Annotated in this window: 16 protein-coding genes; 8 read left to right on the forward strand and 8 right to left on the reverse strand. The window is 53.7% G+C overall.

Annotated elements, in window-relative coordinates; translation table 11 throughout:
* Positions 1-17 precede the first annotated feature (17 nt).
* From Pla22_RS18345 to Pla22_RS18360, 4 genes are all read right to left on the reverse strand, one after another.
* A complete protein-coding gene (locus Pla22_RS18345; protein WP_146516205.1) occupies positions 18-1,541 on the reverse strand; it encodes a sulfatase in 1,524 nt (507 codons plus the stop codon).
* A gap of 164 nt (positions 1,542-1,705) precedes the next feature.
* Positions 1,706-2,800, reverse strand: a complete 1,095-nt coding sequence (locus tag Pla22_RS18350; RefSeq protein ID WP_146516206.1) for a hypothetical protein — start codon at positions 2,798-2,800, stop codon at positions 1,706-1,708.
* 129 nt (positions 2,801-2,929) lie between these two features.
* The gene (locus tag Pla22_RS18355) at positions 2,930-4,069 is read right to left on the reverse strand and encodes an SGNH/GDSL hydrolase family protein (protein WP_390620294.1); all 1,140 of its coding nucleotides are present in this window, start codon (positions 4,067-4,069) and stop codon (positions 2,930-2,932) included.
* A 324-nt stretch (positions 4,070-4,393) separates the two neighbouring features.
* Positions 4,394-5,893, reverse strand: a complete 1,500-nt coding sequence (locus tag Pla22_RS18360) for a TonB-dependent receptor (protein ID WP_390620285.1) — start codon at positions 5,891-5,893, stop codon at positions 4,394-4,396.
* Between the two features lie 268 nt (positions 5,894-6,161).
* Between Pla22_RS18360 and Pla22_RS18365 the strand changes: the two genes are divergently transcribed.
* Positions 6,162-6,614: a ferritin-like domain-containing protein gene (locus Pla22_RS18365; RefSeq protein WP_146516208.1), complete on the forward strand. Its 453-nt coding sequence runs from the start codon at positions 6,162-6,164 to the stop codon at positions 6,612-6,614.
* A 283-nt stretch (positions 6,615-6,897) separates the two neighbouring features.
* Here Pla22_RS18365 and thrC read toward each other — a convergent pair whose 3' ends face one another.
* Positions 6,898-8,259, reverse strand: coding sequence for a threonine synthase (thrC, locus tag Pla22_RS18370; protein ID WP_146516209.1), 1,362 nt, complete (start codon positions 8,257-8,259; stop codon positions 6,898-6,900).
* A gap of 295 nt (positions 8,260-8,554) precedes the next feature.
* Here thrC and Pla22_RS18375 point away from each other — a divergent pair, with 295 nt between their 5' ends.
* The 3 genes from Pla22_RS18375 to Pla22_RS18385 are packed head-to-tail and all read left to right on the forward strand — an operon-like array spanning position 8,555 to position 12,853.
* Positions 8,555-9,274: an ABC transporter ATP-binding protein gene (locus tag Pla22_RS18375; protein WP_146516210.1), complete on the forward strand. Its 720-nt coding sequence runs from the start codon at positions 8,555-8,557 to the stop codon at positions 9,272-9,274.
* A gap of 4 nt (positions 9,275-9,278) precedes the next feature.
* Positions 9,279-11,642 carry an ABC transporter permease gene (locus Pla22_RS18380; RefSeq protein WP_146516211.1) on the forward strand — a complete coding sequence of 788 codons (2,364 nt, stop codon included), beginning with the start codon at positions 9,279-9,281 and terminating at the stop codon, positions 11,640-11,642.
* The gene (locus Pla22_RS18385; protein WP_146516212.1) at positions 11,639-12,853 is read left to right on the forward strand and encodes an efflux RND transporter periplasmic adaptor subunit; all 1,215 of its coding nucleotides are present in this window, start codon (positions 11,639-11,641) and stop codon (positions 12,851-12,853) included. The genes Pla22_RS18380 and Pla22_RS18385 overlap by 4 nt, the downstream gene beginning before the upstream one ends.
* Before the next feature lie 42 nt (positions 12,854-12,895).
* Here Pla22_RS18385 and Pla22_RS18390 read toward each other — a convergent pair whose 3' ends face one another.
* The 3 genes from Pla22_RS18390 to Pla22_RS18400 are packed head-to-tail and all read right to left on the reverse strand — an operon-like array spanning position 12,896 to position 17,299.
* Positions 12,896-14,137, reverse strand: a complete 1,242-nt coding sequence (locus tag Pla22_RS18390) for a DUF1501 domain-containing protein (RefSeq protein ID WP_165440737.1) — start codon at positions 14,135-14,137, stop codon at positions 12,896-12,898.
* 19 nt (positions 14,138-14,156) lie between these two features.
* Positions 14,157-15,515 (reverse strand): DUF1800 domain-containing protein, encoded by a 1,359-nt coding sequence (locus Pla22_RS18395; protein WP_242632197.1) that lies wholly within the window; start codon positions 15,513-15,515, stop codon positions 14,157-14,159.
* Positions 15,516-15,520: 5 nt separating this feature from the next.
* Positions 15,521-17,299, reverse strand: a complete 1,779-nt coding sequence (locus Pla22_RS18400; RefSeq protein ID WP_146516215.1) for a hypothetical protein — start codon at positions 17,297-17,299, stop codon at positions 15,521-15,523.
* Positions 17,300-17,668: 369 nt separating this feature from the next.
* Here Pla22_RS18400 and Pla22_RS18405 point away from each other — a divergent pair, with 369 nt between their 5' ends.
* The 4 genes from Pla22_RS18405 to Pla22_RS18420 all read left to right on the forward strand — a co-directional run bounded on the left by Pla22_RS18405 (position 17,669) and on the right by Pla22_RS18420 (position 23,109).
* Positions 17,669-18,934 (forward strand): efflux RND transporter periplasmic adaptor subunit, encoded by a 1,266-nt coding sequence (locus tag Pla22_RS18405; RefSeq protein WP_146516216.1) that lies wholly within the window; start codon positions 17,669-17,671, stop codon positions 18,932-18,934.
* Positions 18,935-18,938: 4 nt separating this feature from the next.
* Positions 18,939-20,180, forward strand: a complete 1,242-nt coding sequence (locus Pla22_RS18410; RefSeq protein ID WP_146516217.1) for an ABC transporter permease — start codon at positions 18,939-18,941, stop codon at positions 20,178-20,180.
* A 4-nt stretch (positions 20,181-20,184) separates the two neighbouring features.
* Entirely contained in the window at positions 20,185-20,931 is a 747-nt protein-coding gene (locus tag Pla22_RS18415) for an ABC transporter ATP-binding protein (protein ID WP_242632150.1), read from the forward strand.
* Positions 20,932-21,057: 126 nt separating this feature from the next.
* On the forward strand, positions 21,058-23,109 hold the full coding sequence (locus Pla22_RS18420) for a TolC family protein (RefSeq protein ID WP_146516218.1): 2,052 nt from the start codon (positions 21,058-21,060) through the stop codon (positions 23,107-23,109).
* Positions 23,110-23,192 lie beyond the last annotated feature (83 nt).

Genomic DNA, 23,192 nt, shown 5'->3' on the forward strand with positions numbered 1-23,192 from the left:
CCTGATGCTCTAGGTCATCAGGGATTCGTAAGATCGATCACCCAGTTTTGATTCTTGACTTCGGGACGCCCATCTGCCGGCATCGCCTTCTTCATCTCGGCGTGCAGCAAATTCGTCAGCTCGCGTTCCACCGACGCCGTATTCGCATCTTTCGCACCGTCGCCGTACAGAAGATTTGTCTGTTCGAGCGGATCGTGGTCGTGGTCGTATAACTCGCGTCCTTTCTTACCCTCATCCCAGAGAGTTAACCGATAGCGCGGAGTGCGAATGGTATAGCCGTTGATTTCCTTGTCTTTCTTTCGAGCGTTTCGCAGAACTTGAGAAATCGCGTAGCCTCGACCTTGGTAGCTAGCGTCATCCAGCATCGGAACCAACGATTGGCCGTGCATTTCAGCATCAACTTCGACGTTGCAGAAGTCGGTGAGCGTTGGATAGAGGTCGACCAATCCAACCGGTGACGACGCAACCTTTCCACCAGAGGAACCGGGTGCGGCAATGATCAATGGCACTCGCGCGCTTTGCTCGAAGAGACTCTGCTTTTGCCACAGCCCCTTTTCGCCGAGGTGGTAGCCGTGATCGCTCGTGAACACCACGATCGTATTGTCCGCTAACCCGTGACGATCTAGCGAGTCAAGGACTTTGCCCACCTGCGCATCCATGAACGTGGTGCTCGCGTAGTAAGCCTGAATCGCCTGGCGACTCAAATCATCGGTCAGCAAGTCCTGCTCTTTCTTTCGGCTCAAAAGTGCGGGTGGGGGAACGTCTCTAACATCCACATCAGCCCCTTCGATGACCGGCATGTCTTTTAAGTCGTACGGTTCGAAGTACTTTGCGGGAGCGACGTACGGCGTATGAGGTCGGAAAAAACCGACTGCCAGAAAGAAGGGGCGATCATTCTTCTTGGCACAACGATCCAACACCCAGTCGGCTTCCTCGGCCAGTATCGCATCGGTATGCAGCTCGTCGGGACGAGGTGACGCGTACCACGATAAGGTTCCACCAAAGCTGCCCTTCTTCAGCGAGAAAATGTCCGGCTCTTCAATCAAGCGGTCGCATCCCGCAGGACTAATTTCCAGCTCCCAGGAAGCTGGATCATCATGCCCATTGGTACCAACACTCCGGGGCACGTTGTAGTGATAAAGCTTACCGATTCGCGCGGCGAAATAACCCTGCATGCGAAACGCGTGCGACAGCGACTGACGTGTGGGTATCGTTTCGCGAAAGATTTGCGCGTTGCGCAATATTCCAGTCGCGTCAGGATACAGCCCGCACAACATCGAGTTCCGACTGGGGCCACACAATGGGAATTGGCAATACGCATTTTCAAAGCGTGTTCCTCGCGCCGCCAGCCGATCGATGTTCGGCGTCTTCACATTGGGATCGCCGTAACAACCGATACGTGTATTGAGATCGTCCGAGATCAAAAACAGAACATTCGGTTGCCTCGACTCCTCGGCAAAACACTGACTGTTACTAAGCGATGCAGTGCAGAGAAGAACAATAATCAGGCAATAGATTCTAGAATGTTGAGCAGAACTCATGAAGCATTCCCAATGGAGCGGATGCGGATAAGATGATCCACCAGTGTATCGGGTCAGCTCAACAGAAAGGCGCGACCAGCAACGATTCAGCCATGTCGAATCGCAAGTTTTTTTCTCACATGAAGCCGCCGCGTCCGATAGAAACGCTTCCCGTTGATCTAGTACTACGAATTACCCGTCGAACAAAACGTCCGAACCCGCGTCCACTCATCTTCAGACTTGAAGTGATCACGAGCGATCAGGCAGGTCGCGGCGGCATCGAACTGCAACTCAAGGACCTCGCCGTGGTCGATCTGTTCACGAAGCTTAGTAAGAGAGTATTTGGCACTGCGACTGCCAGCAAGCAATGCAAGCTCGTGTTCGCCAATCCACCCTTGCTGGTCCCAACTCACCATGCTCGTGCAACTTAGATACCGCGACCATGCGCGAACAGTGCTCGCGAGGCAAAGCAAGCCATAGGCGATCAACCCGTATCGCATGAACGTGTGGCTGTCGCTGTGAAAATAACCAAAACCAACTAGTGCCATAGCGGCGACCAATTCCACGATGGCTGAATTACGCAACCCCTTGGCAATCGCTGGTTGATGCTGCGAGATGCTACCTCGAAACGAGATTGCATTGACGGGCATTGGAAAGATCGTTTCCACCACTGATGAACTCGTCTCTTCGTCGAAATCTTTTCCATTCACCTTAGCTTGATCAATCCAGTGTTGCTTGATTCGCATAGCCACATCCACACTGTAGCTGTCGATCATTCGCGCGGTAATTGCCAGGAAACGATACGGATCAGCGGCTACCGGAATGCGGACACCTGTTTTGGTGACTGAAGAATGGACAAGTTGCTGTGGCCCAAACCAATAGTGAGTGCTGCCGTCATAGAACTCAAAGCCCTGTTGAGATAGTCGACCCTTTGCTTTGCTTATCAGATCTGGATTGCGTTTCAGCTTACGACGCGCGCGATGCAGAGGCCTGAAAAATCGCCAGGAGAATACTGCTCCGAGTGACAGCACCACATCGAGCAAGATGGCGGGGAGGACTAGATTGCTCCATCCTCGATTGACCAATGCGTAGATGAGTAATCCGGTGAATGAAATGGACATCACCATGAGCAGACCGAACAGGATACCGTATAGGATTGCCTCCGAATCCCGACGCGACAATAAGCTCGCGTAGTCTGCTTCTTCTATCGTTCCTGAAAATGAAAGCGATTCACGATCGTCGGCTGGCAGCAGTCGACGCGGCGATTCGTATGGATTCACACTCACTTTCATTTGCCAAAGTCAATCCCGTAGGTCAATTAGCGTTTTGCACCTATCTGAACTTCCCGACGCCCATCATTTTGAGACCTGACCTACGAGGGCATTGTCTATTTAATGGCGTGTCGAAAACTATTGGTCCAACGCTTCTCGCAACACGGGCTCGAAGATTTCGGCCTGTCGCATGAATCCTAAGTCATTGGCGTGCGACGAATCGGTCGCGCCTTCGGTGTCATCACCATACAGATGGTCGCCAGGAATGTAGTGCAGCCCCGTTACACCGTCATTCAACAGCGACTCATAAGCCGTTCGTAGGGCTGCATGGTTCTTGGTGTGGAACTTAGCGATCGCGGGAATGATCCAGTCGTTTGTCTTTCGTCGATCTTCCACCAAGATGATTGGAGTATTAGGTTTGGCAGCTCGGATTTGCTTGACCAATGGAACACACTTCTTTTCGACGTCACTGGGTCCCATATTGGGTAAGCAATCGATCACGTAGGCTGCGGCATCGACTTGGACAAGGTAGTCACCCACTTCCAAGTCCATGCGGCCGTTGCCTGAGAAACCGAGGTTAGCGACCGGGTGATCAAGACGCCGACCGAGGATAGCGGTGTGCACCATTCCGGGACGACTGGCACACGCACCATGGGTAATGCTCGTTCCGTAAAACACGATTGGCTTTTCGCGTGCGGCCAAGCCTTCAAACTTACTGCCTTGCTCGACACCAATGCTCATGAATTCGACGCCGTTGTAAAGCGGCAGGTAGGCTGCATATTCTCGTTCGCCCGGTGCCAAACCGCTAATGATCTCGGCCTTGACCTCTTGAGATGCCGGCTTGGTGACTTGCACCCATTTCCACGTTCCATCGGTATCACGAGCATACAAGTCGATGCCACTAACGCCGGTTGCGGGCATGTGGGGCATTGCGAGGTTCGACTTGCGAAGTTTGTAGTGCACATGAATCGCGGTCGCGTCCGTCTTGAAACGCGTCATCATCCCCGCGCTGTCACGACTAAGGTTCCAAACGTTGCTGGTCACTGACTTTTCAGCAGATTGAGGCAAACGATCAAACCACCGCTCGCGTTCTTGGTCATCAAGGATTCGGCCTTCGACTCCCCACTGCGTCACGTCATGCCAGTCCAATCCGTCGGCTGCTGCGCGATTGACATCCATCGCGGGGTCAAGCTTCGCCGTCGCTGGTGAATCCTGGGCCGTGACGACCGTGACACAAAAAAGAAACAGACTCGCAAAAACGAATCGGCGAAGTGTCAAAACAGCAAAATCAGATCGGCAGGACAGAAGCATCGAAGGAAAGTCTCTTGGTGGGCGAAGGCATGACCGAGGGTGAACAGTTCAGCCATTGTACACCAGCCAACTCGCCTCGATGCGGCAACAACACCTCGAGAAGCCTCGACAAAACTCAAGTTCTATCCCTCAAGCCTCGGACTGCCTCATGCCCCGGAGCGGATGCGACTGCAAAGCCAGCATCCGCAATGACCCTGCAGAGCGTCCCTTGGGAAGGACCGCTTTCATTCATCTTTGCGTCATATTTGCGGATCTTTAGCAGACGGTTTCGCGTTCGAGGCAACGACGCGGTTAGCCAACTACGTTCGTTGGCGTGATCGCGTTGCTGGGGATCGCCGGTGCAAGGATCGGTGCGGCAACTGGTGCGCGACGATCTTCCGCCACGGGAACAGAGACGACGCGTTGACAGCCGAAGAAGCCGCGCTGCTGGATCAGGTCCGCAACCTGTTGAGGAACATGCGATTTCCAATTCAGATCGTTGGCGTGAATCTGACGCAAGACTTCGCGGGAGAACGTCGACAGGTGATCGGGATCGTGATTCTGCAGTTGCTCGATGCATCCTTTGTCAACAAGGTACTGATAAAGTGTCTTAAGCTCTTCAGCCACCCTCAGGTTTTCGACCGTTGTCAAGCTGCCCGTTTCGCGATCCAGGAGCGGATAGATGAACAGCTTCAGGTCGTTCTTGAACAAACGCCCGAACGATTCAAGGATCCCGCCATCGAGAGCCGTGTAGTATTTTTCGTCAAAGAGCTCCACCAAGCTGGCTGCTCCCATCGTGATTCCAATTTTCTTCTTGGAATACCGAGCCAGGTAAGCTGCCAAACGGTAGTACTCGAAGTAATCCGAGATCAGGACAGTCATTCCACAAGCGGCCAACATATCAACCCGCGCCAAGAAGTCTCGCAAATCAATCTCGCCGTTGGCTTGCAGATTCTTCATCGTAATCTCAGCCAGGGTGACCACTTGGTCCGCATCGACGCCTTCTTCTTCCGCAAACGTTTCCTTGGCGGAATTGATCATGTCGATGTTAACGTTGGTGACCGGTCGGAAGCTTCCGCGTTCAACCAAAATAGGCTTCTTGTACAACACCTCGGATGGCTGAAGCACTTCACCATCGGCCGAGAACATTGCCGCGTTGCTAAGTCCCAATTGCACCAACCTTAAGCTCATGACGCGATTGTCGACGTGGCGGAACGCGATGCCCTTGAATTCGATCATGTCGATCTCGATACGTCGCGTGCTCAAGTTGTCGAGCAGTGACTCGATCAGCATGTCGGGCTCATGGTTCAGGAAGAACGCGCCGTAAAGCAAGTTCACACCGACGATGCCGAGAGCTTCCTGCTGCAGCGAATTTTCGGTATCGAGCATGCGAACGTGAATGATGATTTCGCTGTCTTGGTCTCGCGGGTGAGCTTGAAAGCGAATTCCCATCCAACCATGGCATTCATTGGTGCCGTGGTAATTGCGAGCCGAGACAGTGTCTGCGAATGTGAAGAATGACGTCGTGTCACCTCGGCTGCCGCTGAGTCGTTCCAGGTTCAGACCTTGTTCGTACTGCAGCATTTGTTCGAGCCGTTGGCGGCAAACATAGCGATCGCATTCGCCGTAGATTGCATCGCTGACGGACATATCATAGGCGGACATGCTTTTCGCGATTGTGCCCGCTGCCCCACCGACACGAAAGAACCAACGAACGACCTCTTGCCCGGCCCCGATTTCGGCGAACGAACCGTAACGGCGAGCGTCCAGGTTTACCGCCAACGCTTTTCGTTCTGTGTTTGGTCGATCCATGATTATCTTCAAGCCCCAAAAGTGTGTGCAATCTTCAATTCAACTTCTATATATGGCCTACGCAAAGTTGCACGGCCGGTGAATTGTTTCCGATTGTTCCTATCTCGCGGGCCGCTACGCCGAAATTTCGGACTAGCCGGAACAATGATCCCGTCCCGCTTCCTAAACGTGACCTAGCGAGGCCAAAGACAGCTATTTGACAAGCAAGGCAAGATCGCTATCGTGCAGGGGTTAGTCACTACAACCACTCCAACCCGAATCAAACTAAATGAACAATCAAGCGATCATCGAACAGTTGAACGAAATTCTTAAGCACGAGTGGACCGGCGTCGCTCAGTACTCCCAGGCCAGCTTTATCGCCGAGGGCCCGTGGCGTGAAGTGTACGCCGCCAAGTTCATCGCCGATGCCAAAGAATCGTTCGGCCATGCCCAACTCGTCGGTGATAAAATTGCTGCTCTCGGTGGAGTGCCAGTGGCAACTCGAAACGAAATCAAGCAATCACGCGACCTCAATGAGGTACTTCAATTCAGCTTGGCTTTCGAAGCAAAAGCGGTTGAGATGTACGAAAAGGCATTGGAACTCGCGGAAGGCAACCGCCCCTTGGTGATCTTTTTGGAAGACATCTTGATCCAAGAACAAGAAGGCGTGGACGAGTACACCAAGCTGCTCCGCAATTCCACTGGTGCTTCGGCAGCAAACCCAGTGAGCCAAACGGCGTAATTCGGCTGGCTGAGCCGAACGGCGCTGGCCTCGGTCCTCGAATTGGCGATTCGATGCCAGCGAGGCACGCGGCTAGCGCCGTCGGCGAATGTCCAGGCTCGATGCTAAGGGCCCACTGTGAAGGGCCTACTCTTCATAGGGCTATTTGAAACGCAAATTTTCACCGGCCCATTTTTATGCCCCATTTCTATTGGGGCACTTCTATTGGGGCACTTCTATCGAAGCCGAACTCATCGGCTCCCAGGCAGCCACCATCGAGCTGCCTTAGTGCTTCACGAAACGGTTATCGCTTCAATCGCTTTTCGATTTCCGCTTTTACTGCGTCCGCATTCGCAGGCAGGTGAACGGCAGGATTGGCATATTCGCTCGTTACGTCAGCCAACGTCGATTCGTGATACCCGACCTTGAAGTCCGTGAACTTCAGACCGTGAGCGGTGCTGATCACGACGGTCTTATCCGACGACTTGATCACCCCCTTCTTCACGAGCTTGGAAAGAACAGCCAACGCCACTCCGGTGTGTGGACACGTGAACATGCCGGTTAAGTCCGCGTGGGCCGCTGCGGCCGCCAATTCGTTCTCGGTCGCCTGTTCCACAATGCCGTCGGATTCAACGATTGCTTTGACCGCTTTGTCGTAGCTGACTGGATCGCCAATGCGAATTGCGTTGGCGAGCGTGTCTTGCGCTGTCATCGTGATCTTTTCTTTGAAACCGTTCTTAAACGATTCGTAGAACGGGTTGGCTTTGGCCGCTTGAGCGGCAACCAATCGCGGCATTCGGTTGATCAACCCGAGGTCGATCATCAATTGAAAACCTTTGTGCAGAGCACTGATGTTGCCCAAGTTGCCAACCGGAATCACGATCCAATCCGGGACCTCCCATTCGAACTGACGAACGATCTCGATGCCAACTGTTTTCTGGCCTTCGATCCGAAGCGAGTTCATTGAGTTCGCTAGGTAAATCGAGTTGTCCTTGGTGACCTCTTGAACGATCTTCATGCATCCATCGAAGTCAGTATCGAGGGCCAAAACATGAGCACCGTTGGCCACCGGCTGAATCAATTGAGCGGTACTGACTTTCCCGGCGGGCAGGAAAATGATCGCCGGGATCCCAGCGTATGCAGCGTAGGCAGCTAATGCTGCGCTAGTGTCACCGGTGCTGGCACAGGCGACTGCTTGCACGGAACTGCCCCGAGCCATCATTTGCTTAACCACGCTGACCAACACGGTCATGCCCAAGTCTTTAAAGCTTCCGGTATGCGAATTTCCACACAACTTGATCCAAAGATCAGGAATCCCGAGCTGCTTCCCGAGACGTTCTGCCCAGAACAGGTTCGTGTTTCCTTCGAACATGCTGACGACATTCTCGTCGGCCAGCGAAGGAATCACCCATTCACGCAAACCCCAGACGCCACTTCCATAGGGCCAAATCGACGTGCTAGCGCGGGAATCGAAGAGCTGTTGCCATTGGTAGGCGTTCTTCCTTTTCAGGGGTTCTCGCTCGTGATGAACTTCCAGCAAACTGCCGCACGACGGACAGGTGTAAATCACGTCGAAAATCGAGTGTTTTGCCGTGCATCCGGCAATGCAACGGAAGTAGACGTTTTGCTGATCAGTTTCCGGCTTGGACTCGACGACGGACGACATAAGTGGTTCCTGGGGGAAAGGGCTTCGTACCTATTATGTTCATACTTCACCACTCTGGCAAAGGGCGAGGCAGAACAGGCAAGATCGGCTGATTGAGTGACGATTCGTGCGGAATTTCTGTCCGATCGCCAGCGACGGGCCGAATCGTTCGACACGCGCTCAGCGAATTGCGTGAAAAGCGATCGCGATTTGAACCCGCAACGTGCCCCCAAGGCACCTTCCTTCGCGACGGCTTGGCTATCACGTGCGGGTGCCTCAGTCTTAGAATCAGTCGTGAATTTGCTACACTCAGTTGATGAAAACTGCCACGCAAACTGCTGTATTTCGCGCTGTCGCAATTGCCAAGACGTATCAAATGGGCGAAGTTTCGGTTCGGGCACTGCGTGGGGTCTCGCTGGAACTCTACGAACACGAATTCGTGGTGCTGCTGGGGGCATCGGGAAGCGGCAAATCAACGCTTCTGAATATTCTGGGTGGATTGGACGTGCCAACCTCCGGCACGGTCCACTACCTCGACCAGGAATTGACGGCATGCGACGACGCCGATTTGACTCGATATCGTCGCGACAACGTCGGCTTTGTCTTTCAGTTCTATAACCTGATTCCCAGCCTAACGGCGCGTGAGAATGTCGAGTTGATCACCGAGATCGCTCAGTCCCCCATGGATGCCGTGGACGCTCTGGACTTGGTTCAGATGAAAGAGCGAGCGAATCACTTCCCCGCCCAACTATCCGGCGGCGAACAACAGCGTGTTGCCATCGCGAGGGCAATCGCCAAGCAACCCAAGGTGTTGTTGTGCGATGAACCTACCGGTGCGCTCGATGTTCACACCGGAATCGTGGTGCTTGAAGCCATCGCAAGGATCAATCGAGAACTCGGCACCACGACCGCCGTCATCACGCACAACGCAGCCATATCGCAGATGGCCGATCGAGTGATCTCGTTGTCCGATGGTCAAATTGCAGGAGTCGAGACGAACCATCGCAAGGTCCAAGCGAACGAATTGAGTTGGTGAGCCAGTGCGCAAGCTCGACCAAAAACTCGTCCGCGACCTCATCCATCTCAAAGCCCAAGCCTTCGCGATCATCTTGGTCATTGCTGCGGGAGTGGCAACCTTTGTGATGTCGATGTGTTCGTACCAATCGTTGTTGTGGAGCAAGAACTACTTCTATCGCGAATTTCGCTTTGCGGAAGTATTCGCCGAAACGAGACGCGCGCCCAATACGCTGATGCCTCGCATCGAGGAAATTTCGGGTGTCGCAGCGGCCGAATCGCGATTGGTCTACGACGTGCTGCTTGACGTTCCCGAGATGAAAGAGCCAGCGGTCGCTCGATTGATTTCCATACCACGATCGGGCGAATGCAAACTCAACCGACTCTACATTTCACGCGGCCGGATGCCTGAACCCAATCGAACGGGTGAAGTCGTCGTCTCAGAGATTTTTGCGGAAGCGCACGGCTTTGTCAGTGGTGATCAAGTCCAAGCGATCATCAACGGAAAAACGCAATCGCTGACCATCGTCGGCACCGCACTGTCACCTGAATACGTGATGCAAGTTCAACCGGGAAGCATCGTCCCCGATAATCAACGCTTTGGGGTGTTCTGGATTGGTCAACAAGATCTGGAAGCCGCATTCGATATGGAGAGTGCGTTCAACAGCGTGACCCTAAAGCTAACGTATGAACACAACGTCGACGCCGTGATCGATGAGCTCGATCGGTTGCTAAAACCTTACGGAACAATCGGTTCGTACGGACGTGATCAACAACTTTCGGACCAATACATCTCTGACGAGTTGAGACAACTTCGCGGCATGGCAATCATGGCTCCTGCGATCTTCCTTTCCGTCGCAGCGTTTCTACTCAACATTGTGGTCTCTCGCATCATTTCACAGCAGCGTGAGCAGATCGCAGCACTCAAGGCGTTTGGCTACTCCAATGTCGAAGTGGGAATTCACTACTTATCCTTGGTCCTCCTGATTTCGTTGACGGGAACGATCGTTGGCACGCTGTTTGGATTCTGGATGTCATCGGGAATGACTGCGATGTACGCCACCTTCTATCGCTTCCCCGTGCTCGAATTTCAGATCGATAGCTTCGCGATTGCATCTGCTTTTTTGCTAACCACCGGCGTCGCATTCTTTGGAACGTGGCTATCCGTTCGTGACGCTATTCGATTGCCGCCCGCCGAAGCGATGCGACCGGAACCGCCACCGAGCTTCAAACCTACTCTGCTCGAACGAATCTTACCTCGCCGTTCCTTGCCTCCTGAGATGCGGATGATCATTCGCAATATCGCCCGCAAACCCGTCAAAGCTTTGCTGTCGGTTCTGGGAATAGCGATGGCTGTCAGCGTGATGGTGCTGGGAAACTTCTCGCTCGATGCCATGAACTACATGATGGAATTTCAGTTTAGCAAAGCTCAACGTCAAGATCTTACCGTGACCTTTGTCGAGCCAGCGACGGCGACGGTGATGTACGAGATGCAACAGCTCGAAGGAGTGCTTAGCAGCGAAACGATGCGCAGTGTGGCGACTCGGCTGAGCTTCGAGTACCGATCGCGAAGAATAGGCATTACCGGTCTCGAACCTTCGCCTCAGCTTTACCGGTTGTTAGATAAGCAGGAACGTGTCGTTAACGTGCCTGAGTTCGGACTCATGCTCAATACGAAGCTTGCGCAATTACTAGGTGTTGAACTTGGCGACGAAGTCACCGTCGAAGTACTCGAAGACAAGCGGCCAACGGTGGTCATCGAGGTTACCGCGCTTGTGGAAGAGTATGCCGGTCTCAATGCGTACATGGACAAAGCACAACTGCATAAACTGCTGAAGGAATCCGCGGTCGCATCGGGAGCATTCCTTAAGGTCGACTCCAACTCCATTGACGAAGTATTTCACGAGCTGGAAATGCGTCCCGGCGTTGCCAGCGTTACCATCAAGAAGTCGGTGCTTGATAGTTTCCGCAAAACGATTGCCGAGAATATTTTGGTGATGCGATCTTTCATCATCTTCTTCGCTGCTGTGATTGCGATCGGTGTTGTCTACAATAGCGCACGCATATCGCTTTCCGAGCGAAGTCGTGACTTGGCAACGATGCGAGTGGTAGGTTTCACCAAACGTGAGGTTTCATTTGTGTTGCTTGGGGAAATCACGCTGTTCACCTTGGCTGCGATCCCGCTAGGCTGGATCATTGGCTATGGGCTCGCTGGATTGATGGCCAGTGGATTGGACACGGATAACTATCGCATTCCGCTAATCATCAGCCGTGATACCTATGCCTTGGCCGCGGTGGTGATCGCGGTCGCTACGGTATTATCGGGGCTGGTAGTGCAACGACGCATCCATCACCTGGACCTCATCTCTGTTTTAAAAACCCGAGAATGAAATTTTCGATCAAAACGCTCCTGCTATTCGTGGTGTTGGTCGCAGTGTCGATTGTCGGCTACTTGGTGCTTCATCCGGCGTCGGTCGAAGTGGAGTTCGCGACGGCAACGATGGGTCGATTGAAAGTGACCGTCCAAGAAGACGGCAAGACTCGGATCCGTGAAAAGTACACGGTTTCCACTCCCGTTTCAGGACGCGTGTCACGGATCGAGCTCGACGCTGGCGACTACTGCACCGAGGAAACGCTGCTCGCGGTGATTTTACCTAGTGATCCAGCCATCCTCGATGCGCGGGCTCGCGCGGAAGCACTCGCGAGAGTCAAAGCCGCAGAATCCGCCGTCGAACGGGCAAGGTCGCATGCAGCGCAGGCAAAGATCAATTTCCAACTCAACGAAGAGAAGTTCAAGCGAGCCGAGAAGATGCTGCCGTCTCGAGCAGTCTCGCAAACCGAGTACGACATTGCCAAAGCTGAATTGCTAGGCAGCGTCCAAGCCATCGAGACCGCTCGTTTTGATCAAGAGATCGCCGCCTACGAGTTTGAAATGGCGAAAGCAGCAGTGCGACAATTCAGTGGCGACGATGCCGAAGCCGCTGCCGAACCGTTTGAAATCTATTCTCCGATTTCTGGACGAGTCCTCAACGTCATCCATGAAAGTTCCGCGGTCGTTGGCGTGGGAACTCCTTTGATCGAGCTGGGCGACCCAAGCAATCTTGAGATCGAAATTGACGTGCTATCAACGGACGCCGTCCAGATCAAAACTGGTTGTGAGATGACGATCGAGCACTGGGGCGGGAGTGCTCCCTTGGTTGGATACGTGAGAGTCGTCGAACCCGCCGCTTTTACCAAGGTTTCGTCACTCGGGGTCGAAGAACAACGGGTCAACGTGATCGCCGATTTCGACGAATCGCCCGAGCGTATTGCAGCGCTCGGAGATGGATATCGTGTTGAAGCCCGAATCACCGTCGACGAAATTGACAATGCGTTGTTGATCCCTAACAGCGCGTTGTTCCGGCACAATCGCAAATGGCACGTCTTATCAATTGTCGACGGCGAAGCCAAGCTTCAGCAAGTTAACATTGGCATGCAGAACGACACGCATACTCAAATCATTGACGGTCTTGTCGATGGCGATCGTGTCATTGTCTACCCCAGTGATTCGCTGCACCCCGGGACGCCAGTCAAACCTGTCGCAACGGCCCCGGGTTCCTGAGCTAATCGCCACCTTGACTGCGCGATGCCGGTCTACGTTAATCTAAGTCGGCTTGAACAACGGAAGCGTCTCATAATTTCGGCCCAGGATCGGCGCAGCTTTCGTCCCCAACCACGATTGCAACACCGTCGCATAGACTTGTCGGAAATCGTACTCATGCTTGAGATCACCGTCCTGTAGATCCACCAAGTCCGGCTGCTTGCCAATAATCCCGGCGTTGATGCCGCCCCCACACAAGAACATTGGCCCGGCGGCTCCATGATCGGTTCCCTCACTTGCATTTTCCGCAACGCGTCGTCCGAACTCGCTAAACGTCATCACGCATACGCGTTGGCCGTGCCCCTGGCCGCTTAAGTCACGAACGAAGGCACTGACCGCATCACTCCATTGGCGAAGCAAAACGGTGTGTGTCGCGGCCTGTTGAGCATGTGTGTCAAATCCGTCGTGCTGCAGGTAGTAAATTCGAGTCGACAATCCCGCATCAATCAATTGAGCCACCACGCGCAACTTCTTGCCCAAGTCAGTGTCCGGATACGCGACATCACTCTTGTAATCCTGAGCCGCTTGCGTCACCCGCTCACTTGCCGCGATCGCGGACATCGTGCTGGACTGAAGAAAGCCGAGCAACTCGTTCTCTTCATTCCCATTGGCCGGACTGCTTGATTGCAGAAGCAGGCTCAGCGCCTTCTTGTCCTTGCCGCGAAGTTGAAACTCGGCAAGTTCTTTCACCGTAGGCACACGCACAGACGTCGATGAAAGCGCAAAGGGTTGTTGGTCGCGTCCGAGATGCAGTGCCGGCACGTCACCGCCATCCGCAGACGGTTGCTGGTCAAGGAACCGACCCAACCAACCATCCGGTCTTGGATCATCTTTGCGGCGACAGGTGTGCCAAATGTCCATCGCTTCAAAATGCGATCGATTGGGATTCTCATATCCCACGTTCCGAACCGCGGCAAACTGGCCTGCCTGCAACAGTTCGTGCATCCCAATCATCGCGGGGTGCAGTCCCGTGTCGTTGTCATACTTCAGTACCTCGGATTCAGCTATCGCCAGCTTCGGACGAACCGCCCGGTACTGTTCGTCCGCAAACGGGACAATGGTATTGAGTCCATCATTCCCTCCCGACATCTGCAAAACGACCAAGATCTTCTCGTCTTGGTTGAGCCCTGCAGCGGCTGCATCAGAAAAACAACGAGGCAATGATGCTCCCACACCGATCGCAGCCGCTCCGCCAATGGAAGACTTGAGGAACTGACGCCGATTGGAGTCCGAATGAATCAACATCGCGATTATGTTTCCAAGGTTAAGACAGTTGACTGGCGGGTAATGAAGATAGCGAGTGCAATAAGGACCGCATTTGCCGCTCGCGATCTCCCGCATACGAATCGGCCGCTGCACGGACCTGGGACTTTGCTGAATCATCAAGCTGAATGGCGAATAGGCTACGTTCAAAGAAGCTAATCGCTTGATCGGTTGTGCGTACGTCGAGATCAGTCAGGTAGTCCGTCAAGTTCTTTCCATCAAATCGCGTGGCATCGCTTTCCAAGATGTCCGCGATCAGATTGGAACGTCCCAGTAGCGTCGATGAATTGATCCAAGCACGACCACCATCCCAACCTTTCACATTGGGCGGATAGAAGAGGCCTTGGCCAATCCCGCGAAGTCCACGAGCCACCAGTTGAGTATTAGTGGTCGCGTTGAGCACACGCATCATCCCGATGACCAACTCGGCTGGTGACTTGATCTTCTGCGCCAGAGCGACTTTCGAGAAGAACAGGTTGCTACCAAGAATTTGTTTGACGAGCGGTGCAATCTGCAGATCTTGTTCGCGAAATAAGTTGGCCAGCGGTTGAACTAACTGATCCGTCAAGTTCAGCTCATCGCTGACAAAGAACCGAAGCAACTTTCGAACAATGAATCGCTCCACACCGGGCTGCTGTAATACGACTTGCACGCCATCCTCGCCGTCAAAATCGCCGGAGCGTTCCAAGACGGTCTTGCTCGCAGCATCGTGTTGGTAACGATTCTTGCGAAACTTCCTGTTTTTGATTTCCCAACCGGTAAAACATCGAGCCAACTCTTGCACATCCATTTCGCTGTAGTTCCCCTCACCGAGGCAAAACAGCTCCATCAACTCGCGGGCAAAGTTTTCGTTAGGATGCGCCTTGCGATTGACCGCCGAGTCGAGGTAGATCAGCATCGCTGGATCCTTTGAAATCTCGTGCACCAACGCAGCAAAATCACCAAGCGCGTGGTCGCGCAGCAATTGGTTCTGGGCCCACATCATGCGAGCGTCGTTGACCTTCTCGGCGCCAGTGGCGAAATGACCATGCCAAAAGAGCGTTGTCTTTTCCAGTAACTGGCTCGGTGTGTAGAGCAAGCGATAAACCCAGGCCGCCGACAATTGTTCGGGATCCCCACCCGCTAGCGTCGCTTCGGCTAGCGCATCGGCGGTCTCCCGAAACTCACCTGGCTCGACATTGCGAGAAACCAAGTCCGCAACCAAATCACCGGGATCCTGGCTGACCGCAAGTTCGATCATTCGCCAATCGTGCCCAAACCCGGCTCGGCGGTAGAGGTGTGCCGCCAGCGAATGGTTCCACGGTTGACTAGGCGATGGTTCGTACGGCGACCATGCCCAATCTGGATCAATCGGCGTCATCGTATTCACGGCTGAGCCTCCGCCCGAACATCGACATTAAGACCCAGGGACATTCGTGAGTCGCTGAAGTCTAGCTTTGCGCTCACGCCTTCGAACAGGCTTACCAGATCGGTCAGCAGGTCAATTTCTGCTTCCGCGGCTTCCTTAGGGTGGCCTTTCTCGAGCATGTTGTTCGCGACCAATGTCTTGCGATTGGCTTTCAGTAAAAGTGCTGACGACTCGGCATCAACTTCTGCAAACGTATTGGACTGCGTTCGCACTTTTGTCAGTTCAGATTCTTCTGTGGCCACGAGTTCGCGAGCGAGCGCAGTCGAACTCGAAACGATCATTCGTTCACCATCAAACGCGACGGTTGGCGAAAAATTGAACTGAATCTTCTCATCAAGGCTTTCTCGCTTATCTCGATCCGGCACATAGGTCGCGGTCACGAGTTGAGCCGCGCCCAGGGTTTCCATTCCAAGATCAAGCTGTGGTTGCCCGTTCTGCGCCCCGGTGACATTTAGAAAACCAATGAAGCTTTGGAATACTCGGCGCAACTCTGGCTGTGTCTCTTCAGGGTTCTTCATGCGAAACTGAATTGCGAATGCGGGTAACTTTATCGCGGGTTGTGGCAACACGTCGGTGAAGTCTTGAACCGCACCAACGATTTGCACCTCGCTGCTAAACGATCCCAGTATGTCTTCACCGAAGTCACGACCTGAAAAGAACGTCGTTAGCGTCGTATCCGCGACGGCAAGCTTATCATTCGCGCGATCGGACAGCAGATCGCCGGATCGCAACCACATTTGTGACAGATCGCGATAAGTAGATAACGCAAAGAGACGTTGATCAACGTCGAGCAAAGGAGGAGCCGCCCCTCTACTATGCTCACCAAAGTAATACTCACGCGGCGCTTCCCAATCTCGCTGGTGAGGCGTAGCCAATTCGAACCCCAGCCCGTCGTCGGTCATACTGATCGCCGCCGTCGCGTACGCAGCGTGACGTACATTTGCCAGCACTCCGCCCAGCACCAATTCACCAAAGAAGTTGTCAACCTTCTCGTTGAATACCTCTCGTGCAACTCCCTTAGCACGCAGCGTTTCCACATCGACGATTGCCGAAGCGACACGAGGGGGACGATCGGTGTTCGCCAAATCGCTTTGAGCTTCCTGAAACCAATCATCATTGGCGAGGTTTGCGTCGGCTTGATCGAGATACTGGTCCACTATCGACTTGCCCAGTTCAGAACTATTGGTCAGCACAAACCAATCATTCAAGCGAACCATCTTGACCTTATCACCGATGCTATCCGCAACGAACCCGCGGTACTCGCCCTGTTTCCCCACTGCTCCTTGCAAATCACGAATCACGATTAAGAACGTTCGAAATCGTTCTAGTGCTTCAGGATCCGACGAGTGAACCAAGATTGCCGCGCCGCCATCTGATGAATCGAGAACCAAGGTGACTCCTCGGTCCGTCAACTTTGACACGGCTTCCTGCCAAGGCAACTTCATGCTCGATTCAAACGCGTCGATTGCCATGTCTAGCTGCCCCATCTGGCCGGATTTCACAATCGCATCATAGGCAGATAGCGATTCGATTCTTGATCGAAGGGGATGGTTCATCACTGTCTGCACAAACGCCCCAAAGTCTGGCACATTGGCGTACGCGACGACGGATTCAGGCAACATTTCGGCTGCTTTGCAATCGGCGCAGCCGGGATCCTCGGCAATTGCATCTCGCAATTGCGATCCGATGCAACACGTGACTAGAAACGAGCAACCGAAGAAGAATAAACGTGCCACTTGTGTTCTCATGCCGTGAGAGGTGAGTTGGACTAGGACTGAACCGTCGTAGCTATTCGCTCATTAGACACCAGTCTTTGTAACGGCATGTACCATCTTAGGGTCAATTCGTTTGTAGGTTCTCGACTCCGGAAAGCCTCGTTTTCACGGTGTCTTTTTGAGACTCGGCTACTTACGATAAGGACATGCAGCCGTAGCCTGTGTGACGGGTCCTGTTTTGCCATCGCAATGCCTTTGAACCGACCGCCATGGTTGGCAACAGTTGTTCACCTGCCCGATCGAACGATTAGAAGCGATACATCTGGCAGCTTCGCGTTTTGCGACGATACACTCAGCCGTACTCATCAACGAAGTGGATGATCCCTCGGGATGAAAGCCGTTCTTAAAACCGTCATTGTTCTCTCCCTGCTGGGCGTTGCTGCAGCGTATGCCTACAAGCCAGCGAAGCAGTATCTGGCCGATCGGAACAAGGTATCGTGGGAAACCGCCGAGATCGAAAAGGGTGATATCACGCGGTACGTCAATTCGACCGGTACAATCGAGCCCGTGCTATCCGTTTCGATCGGATCATTTGTGTCGGGGCCGATCGTCGAACTAAACGTTGACTTCAACGATTACGTCAAAGAGGGCGACGTGTTGGCGCGCGTTGACCCAAGGCTGTTCAAAGCGAACGTTGATCGAGACGAGGCCACTCTGGCAACTCGTCAGGCTGAACTCGAACGCGTCGAGGCCCAACTGAGGCAGTCGCTCAACAACTACATGCGTGGAAAGAAGCTTCGGGGTGACGATAAAGACTTCATGTCCGATCGAGAAATGGATGCGTTGACGTATGAAGTCAAATCGCTGCAAGCACAACGCAAACTTGCCAAGGCTTCGATTCAACAGGCCGCTGCTTCGTTGGAAACATCGCGGGCGAACTTAAACTACTGCGAAGTCACCGCGCCGGTCGACGGAGTTGTGATTGACCGAAAGATCAATCCTGGGCAAACGTTGGCCGCTCAATTCCAGACTCCGGAACTATTCATTATCGCTCCGGACTTACGCAAAAAGATGCACGTCTTTGCGTCCGTTGACGAAGCCGACATTGGTTTGATCCAAGATGCGAAGGATGCCGACCGCCCCGTTACGTTCACGGTCGACGCGCACCCCGATGAAGTGTTCGATGGTGAAATTGAACAGATTCGCGTCAGCAGCGTTGCGACTTCCAATGTGGTGACTTACCCGGTCGTGATTGCGACCAAGAACCCTGATATGAAGCTATTGCCCGGCATGACGGCCAGCATTTCATTTGAAGTGGACTCTACGACTGACGTTCCCAAGATCCCCAATGCTGCGTTAAGGTTCTTTCCGGATGATGTCATGTTGGTGCGAGAATCGGATCGACATCTGATCGATGGCTCGGCATGGAAAAGCAAACCCAAGACCGATGCGGAAGAAGACGAGAATGCCAACCAAACCGCGACCGAGAAAGCAGCCGCCGAAAAGAAGAAGAACGAGCGACACGTTTGGGTGGTTGACGGCGATCACCTCAAAGCCGTTGCAGTCACGATCGGTCTGACCGAAAACCGTTTTACCGAGATGGCGAAGGGTGACTTGAAGGTGGGTGACAAGGTGGTCACGGGCAAGAAAGATTAACCCCATGTCGTTTCTAGATACCATTCGAATTGCGCTGCGTGCGTTGCTGAAGAACAAGATGCGGGCAGTACTCACGATCATTGGAGTGGTGATTGGTATCGCTGCGGTAACGACAATCGTTTCCATCGGCCAAGGCGCCAGCCAACTTGTCAGCGGCGAGTTCGAGGCCCTCGGAACCAACGTCATCCTGGTCTTTCCGGGACAAACTCGGCGAGGCGGTGTGACTCAATCGGGCGCTCCCACCCTGACCGCAGCCGACTCCGATGCGATCAGCCGAGATTGTCCTGCGGTATTGGCATCGTCGCCCATCGTTGGAACTGGTGGTCAAATCATCTACGGCAACGAGAACTGGAACCCCAAGGAAATGCAGGGTGTGGGTGAAGATTTTTTGACGGTCCGGAACTGGGAACTCGAAGCGGGCGGCTTTTTTTCGAAGGACGATATTGAAGCGAACGGCAAGGTGTGTGTGATTGGACAGACGCTGATTCCGAAGCTCTTTCGCACTGTCAATCCGCTCGACGAAACCGTTCGCGTCAATAACGTTCCTTTTCGCGTGATCGGAATTCTAAAGAAGAAGGGTGCCAATATGGTGGGCGATGATCAAGACGACGTCGTCCTTATGCCTCACACTACCGTGCGCAAACGCATCAATGGCTCGCCGCTCGATACCGTTCACGCGATCATGGTATCGGCGCGAAGCACCGATCAAATGGGAAAGGCCACTAAACAAATTCAGGCTCTGATGTACGAACGTCACGAGGTGGGGCCGACCGATGAAGCCGACTTTAGCGTCCAAGACACGACCGAGATCGCTGCAACGCTGGGCATCATCACAGGCACGTTGACACTGATGCTTTCAGCCATCGCGGGTATCTCGTTGCTCGTCGGCGGCGTGGGTATCATGAACATCATGCTTGTCAGCGTCACCGAGCGAACGCGAGAAATTGGCATTCGAATGGCGATCGGGGCAAGAGGAAAAGACATCCTTCGCCAGTTCCTAATTGAATCCGTAGTGCTCTCGTGCATCGGTGGTGCGATTGGCCTGGCACTTGGCACAGCGACCTCCATGGCAGCTACTGTTTTGATCAATGCCTACAAGCCAGGAACCGACTGGCCGATGGTGGTTTCGATTCCTGCCGCCTTTGTGGCCATGGGATTCGCAGCGGCAGTGGGCGTGTTCTTTGGCTACTATCCTGCTCGGCGGGCAAGCAAGCTGGACCCGATCGACGCGCTAAGGTATGAGTAGACCGATGGCATTGATCGAACTGAACGATGTGCGGCGAGTGTACGACCTGGGTGAAGTGAAGGTCCACGCGCTGCGCAGCGTCACTCGGAACATCGAGCTTGGCGAATACATTGCCCTGATCGGAGCATCGGGCAGCGGCAAGTCAACGTTGATGAACACGCTTGGCTGCCTCGATCGTCCAACGCATGGCAGCTATCTGCTCGACGGTGAAGAAGTGGTCACGATGGATCGTGATCAGCGAGCCAAGATCCGCAACAAGCAACTTGGATTTGTCTTCCAAAGCTTTAACCTACTCAACCGCACTTCGGCTCTCGAAAACGTCGAACTCCCGCTGATGTATGGCAAGAAAGTTCCATCGCGAGAACGACGTGCAAGGGCAATGGAAATGCTGGGGAAGGTTGGACTAGCCGATCGCTATCACCATCACCCCAGCCAGCTATCCGGTGGACAACAGCAACGTGTCGCTATTGCGCGAGCTTTGGTGAACCGTCCCTCCATTTTGATGGGTGATGAGCCGACGGGGAATCTTGATTCGAAAACCAGTCGCGAGGTCATTGAACTGTTTCGCGAGTTGAACGAAGAACAACAAATTACTGTCATCCTGGTAACTCATGATCAAAACGTTGCCAAGAATGCGAAGCGAACCATCGTGCTTCGCGACGGGGAAGTCGTCGAGGACACCGACGATTTTGCGTTGGCGAAGGCTGCCCTCGAGTACGATCCGATTTCGGACCATCCGCTCACACCCTGACACTTCCATCGTTCTAACCCGCACAACCGGAACGACGGGATCAGTTGGTACCCTCGACAGTTCCGGTCGTAACGGCGGAATCAAATCATTGGGATCAGTCGCTATGGCCGCCCGATTTGAAAGTGCATGGCCTCTACTATCCCTCTATTCCGATCGACAATTGCAATCCCATCGCGAAGGGTCTTAGTCAGCTTGGTCATGGCGATGGGTTCATGCGTCCCAGCTTACTTCCAGGTCAACTCTCACGCCGATGAGCCTTGCCAACCGATCCTGCCCGAGCAACGCTGTCTTGATATTCGCAGCCCCGCGGCACTGCGCCAGTACCCTGTTCTCGCGACGCCGCGACCTGAGACGGTCAACGACCTTCGATCTGCAACTCCGACCCGCTACCTGACTCTGAACGACGCGATCAACATCACGCTTGCCAATTCAGAGGTTGTGAGAGTCCTTTCCAACGTCACGGCAAGCACGAGCGGACGCACGGTATACGACGCTGCTATCACCAATACAACCATCGACAACGAACGAGCCGCCTTTGATCCGACTCTGGCGATCAACAACACCTGGAATCAAACCGAGACTCCGACCGGGCAGCTTACCGATCCGTTTGACCCGCTATCGCCCGTCTATATCGACGGCACTACCAATGAAGGATACGGGCTCGACTTTGGGCTTTCCAAACGTAATCTGATCGGCGGCACGTCAAGTCTAAGCATCCTTAGCAACTCCACGCAACTCACGCCGTCCAACGTTTTGCTCAATCCGTCTGATCGTACGGCAACCGAACTTCGCTACACACAACCGTTGCTGCAGGGAGCCGGGAAGGCATTCAACCAAGCGCCGATCGTACTGGCAAGAATTGACACTGAACGATCGTACTTTCAATACAAAAGCGCTGTGCAACAATCGGTACAGGGCGTCATCGGTGCGTATTGGTCGTTGGTGTTTGCCAAGACCGACTTGTGGGCCCGTGAACAACAGGTCGAACAGGCCGAGTTTGCAGTCCGCAGAGCCGAGAGTCGTGTACAAATTGGCGATGCCAACCGAGGCGACCTCGCTCAAACGCAAGTAGCGCTCGAAAACTTCCGAGCGGTGTTGCTGGAATCGCAGGCAAACGTTCTGCAACGCCAAGCGGCTTTGCTGAACATGCTCGGACTACCGCCTTTCGAAGCTGAGCGGATGGTTCCTGTGACACCCATGCTCGACCAACTCATAGAAGTCGATTGGGAAGCCATCAATGCGCTGGCCCAGCAAGAGCGCCCCGACATCATCGAGCTAAAGCTCATCCTCGAAGCGGACCAACAACGACTACAGATTGCCAATAACCTAGCGCGTCCCCAACTCGACGGCGTTGCCTTGTATCGCTGGAACGGATTGGAAGGCACCACTCCAGCGGGCAATCGTATCCGTAGCGGGTCGGGAGACTTCGAAGACTGGACTTTGGGCGTTAACTTCTCGGTGCCGATCGGGCTGAGAGCCGGCAGAGCTTCGCTGCGTCAACGGCAGCTCATCATCACTCGCGATCAAGCCAACTTAGAACAAGGATTGCATCAAATGCAGCACTTGCTCGCTTTGCGCCTACGCAACCTTGAACAGTATTTTGCTCAATACGAACGGTACCAAGCAGTTCGCCAAGCTGCTCGCACAAACCTCGAACAACAACTTGCCCAATACAATCAAGGCATTGTGCAATTTATCGTTGTCTTGCAAGCGATCGTCGACTGGGGAAACGCCGTTAGTTCCGAAGCTCAAGCGCTCGCCCAGTACAACACTGAACTCGCCAATCTGGAATTGGAAACCGGCACCATTCTTTCGACTCACAATGTGGTCTTTTTCGAAGAGCGATTTCGTTCGATCGGACCGTTGGGCAGACTTGCCCAACCGGAATGTTATCCGCGGGCACAGCCCCCATCGGCAAACGTGGCGCGGTATGAAGGCGGAGATCAACCGTCGGAAGACTACTTTGATCTCGAAGATCCGGTCACCAAGCTATCATCAGCTGACTCAGGACTCTTAAACGCCGATGAGGTGGATCTTGATGAGAACGTAGAGTTCGAGAAGATCGAAGATGATCAGAACGGAGAAATGTCGGACGAGGAAATCGACCAGGCGCTACAAGATCGCCAGACGAGCAATCGACTGATCGACTTTCTAAAACGCCCGTTTGTGCGTCGATAGCTATCACCCACAACGCCGCGTAGCTTGTCGCAAGTCACCCGTTTTGCGCTATATCAATCCGTAGGTGCATAGTGAGATTCTGA

The organism is Rubripirellula amarantea (genome assembly GCF_007859865.1).
GTDB lineage: Bacteria > Planctomycetota > Planctomycetia > Pirellulales > Pirellulaceae > Rubripirellula > Rubripirellula amarantea.

Excerpts from the sequence above, each read along its gene's own strand:
- Pla22_RS18345 (WP_146516205.1), bottom strand. The coding sequence starts at position 1,541 with ATGAGTTCTGCTCAACATTCTAGAATCTATTGCCTGATTATTGTTCTT.
- Pla22_RS18360 (WP_390620285.1), bottom strand. The coding sequence starts at position 5,893 with ATGGATCGACCAAACACAGAACGAAAAGCGTTGGCGGTAAACCTGGAC.
- Pla22_RS18365 (WP_146516208.1), top strand. The coding sequence starts at position 6,162 with ATGAACAATCAAGCGATCATCGAACAGTTGAACGAAATTCTTAAGCAC.
- thrC (WP_146516209.1), bottom strand. The coding sequence starts at position 8,259 with ATGTCGTCCGTCGTCGAGTCCAAGCCGGAAACTGATCAGCAAAACGTC.
- Pla22_RS18375 (WP_146516210.1), top strand. The coding sequence starts at position 8,555 with ATGAAAACTGCCACGCAAACTGCTGTATTTCGCGCTGTCGCAATTGCC.
- Pla22_RS18385 (WP_146516212.1), top strand. The coding sequence starts at position 11,639 with ATGAAATTTTCGATCAAAACGCTCCTGCTATTCGTGGTGTTGGTCGCA.
- Pla22_RS18390 (WP_165440737.1), bottom strand. The coding sequence starts at position 14,137 with ATGTTGATTCATTCGGACTCCAATCGGCGTCAGTTCCTCAAGTCTTCC.
- Pla22_RS18395 (WP_242632197.1), bottom strand. The coding sequence starts at position 15,515 with ATGACGCCGATTGATCCAGATTGGGCATGGTCGCCGTACGAACCATCG.
- Pla22_RS18405 (WP_146516216.1), top strand. The coding sequence starts at position 17,669 with ATGAAAGCCGTTCTTAAAACCGTCATTGTTCTCTCCCTGCTGGGCGTT.
- Pla22_RS18410 (WP_146516217.1), top strand. The coding sequence starts at position 18,939 with ATGTCGTTTCTAGATACCATTCGAATTGCGCTGCGTGCGTTGCTGAAG.
- Pla22_RS18415 (WP_242632150.1), top strand. The coding sequence starts at position 20,185 with ATGGCATTGATCGAACTGAACGATGTGCGGCGAGTGTACGACCTGGGT.
- Pla22_RS18420 (WP_146516218.1), top strand. The coding sequence starts at position 21,058 with ATGGCCTCTACTATCCCTCTATTCCGATCGACAATTGCAATCCCATCG.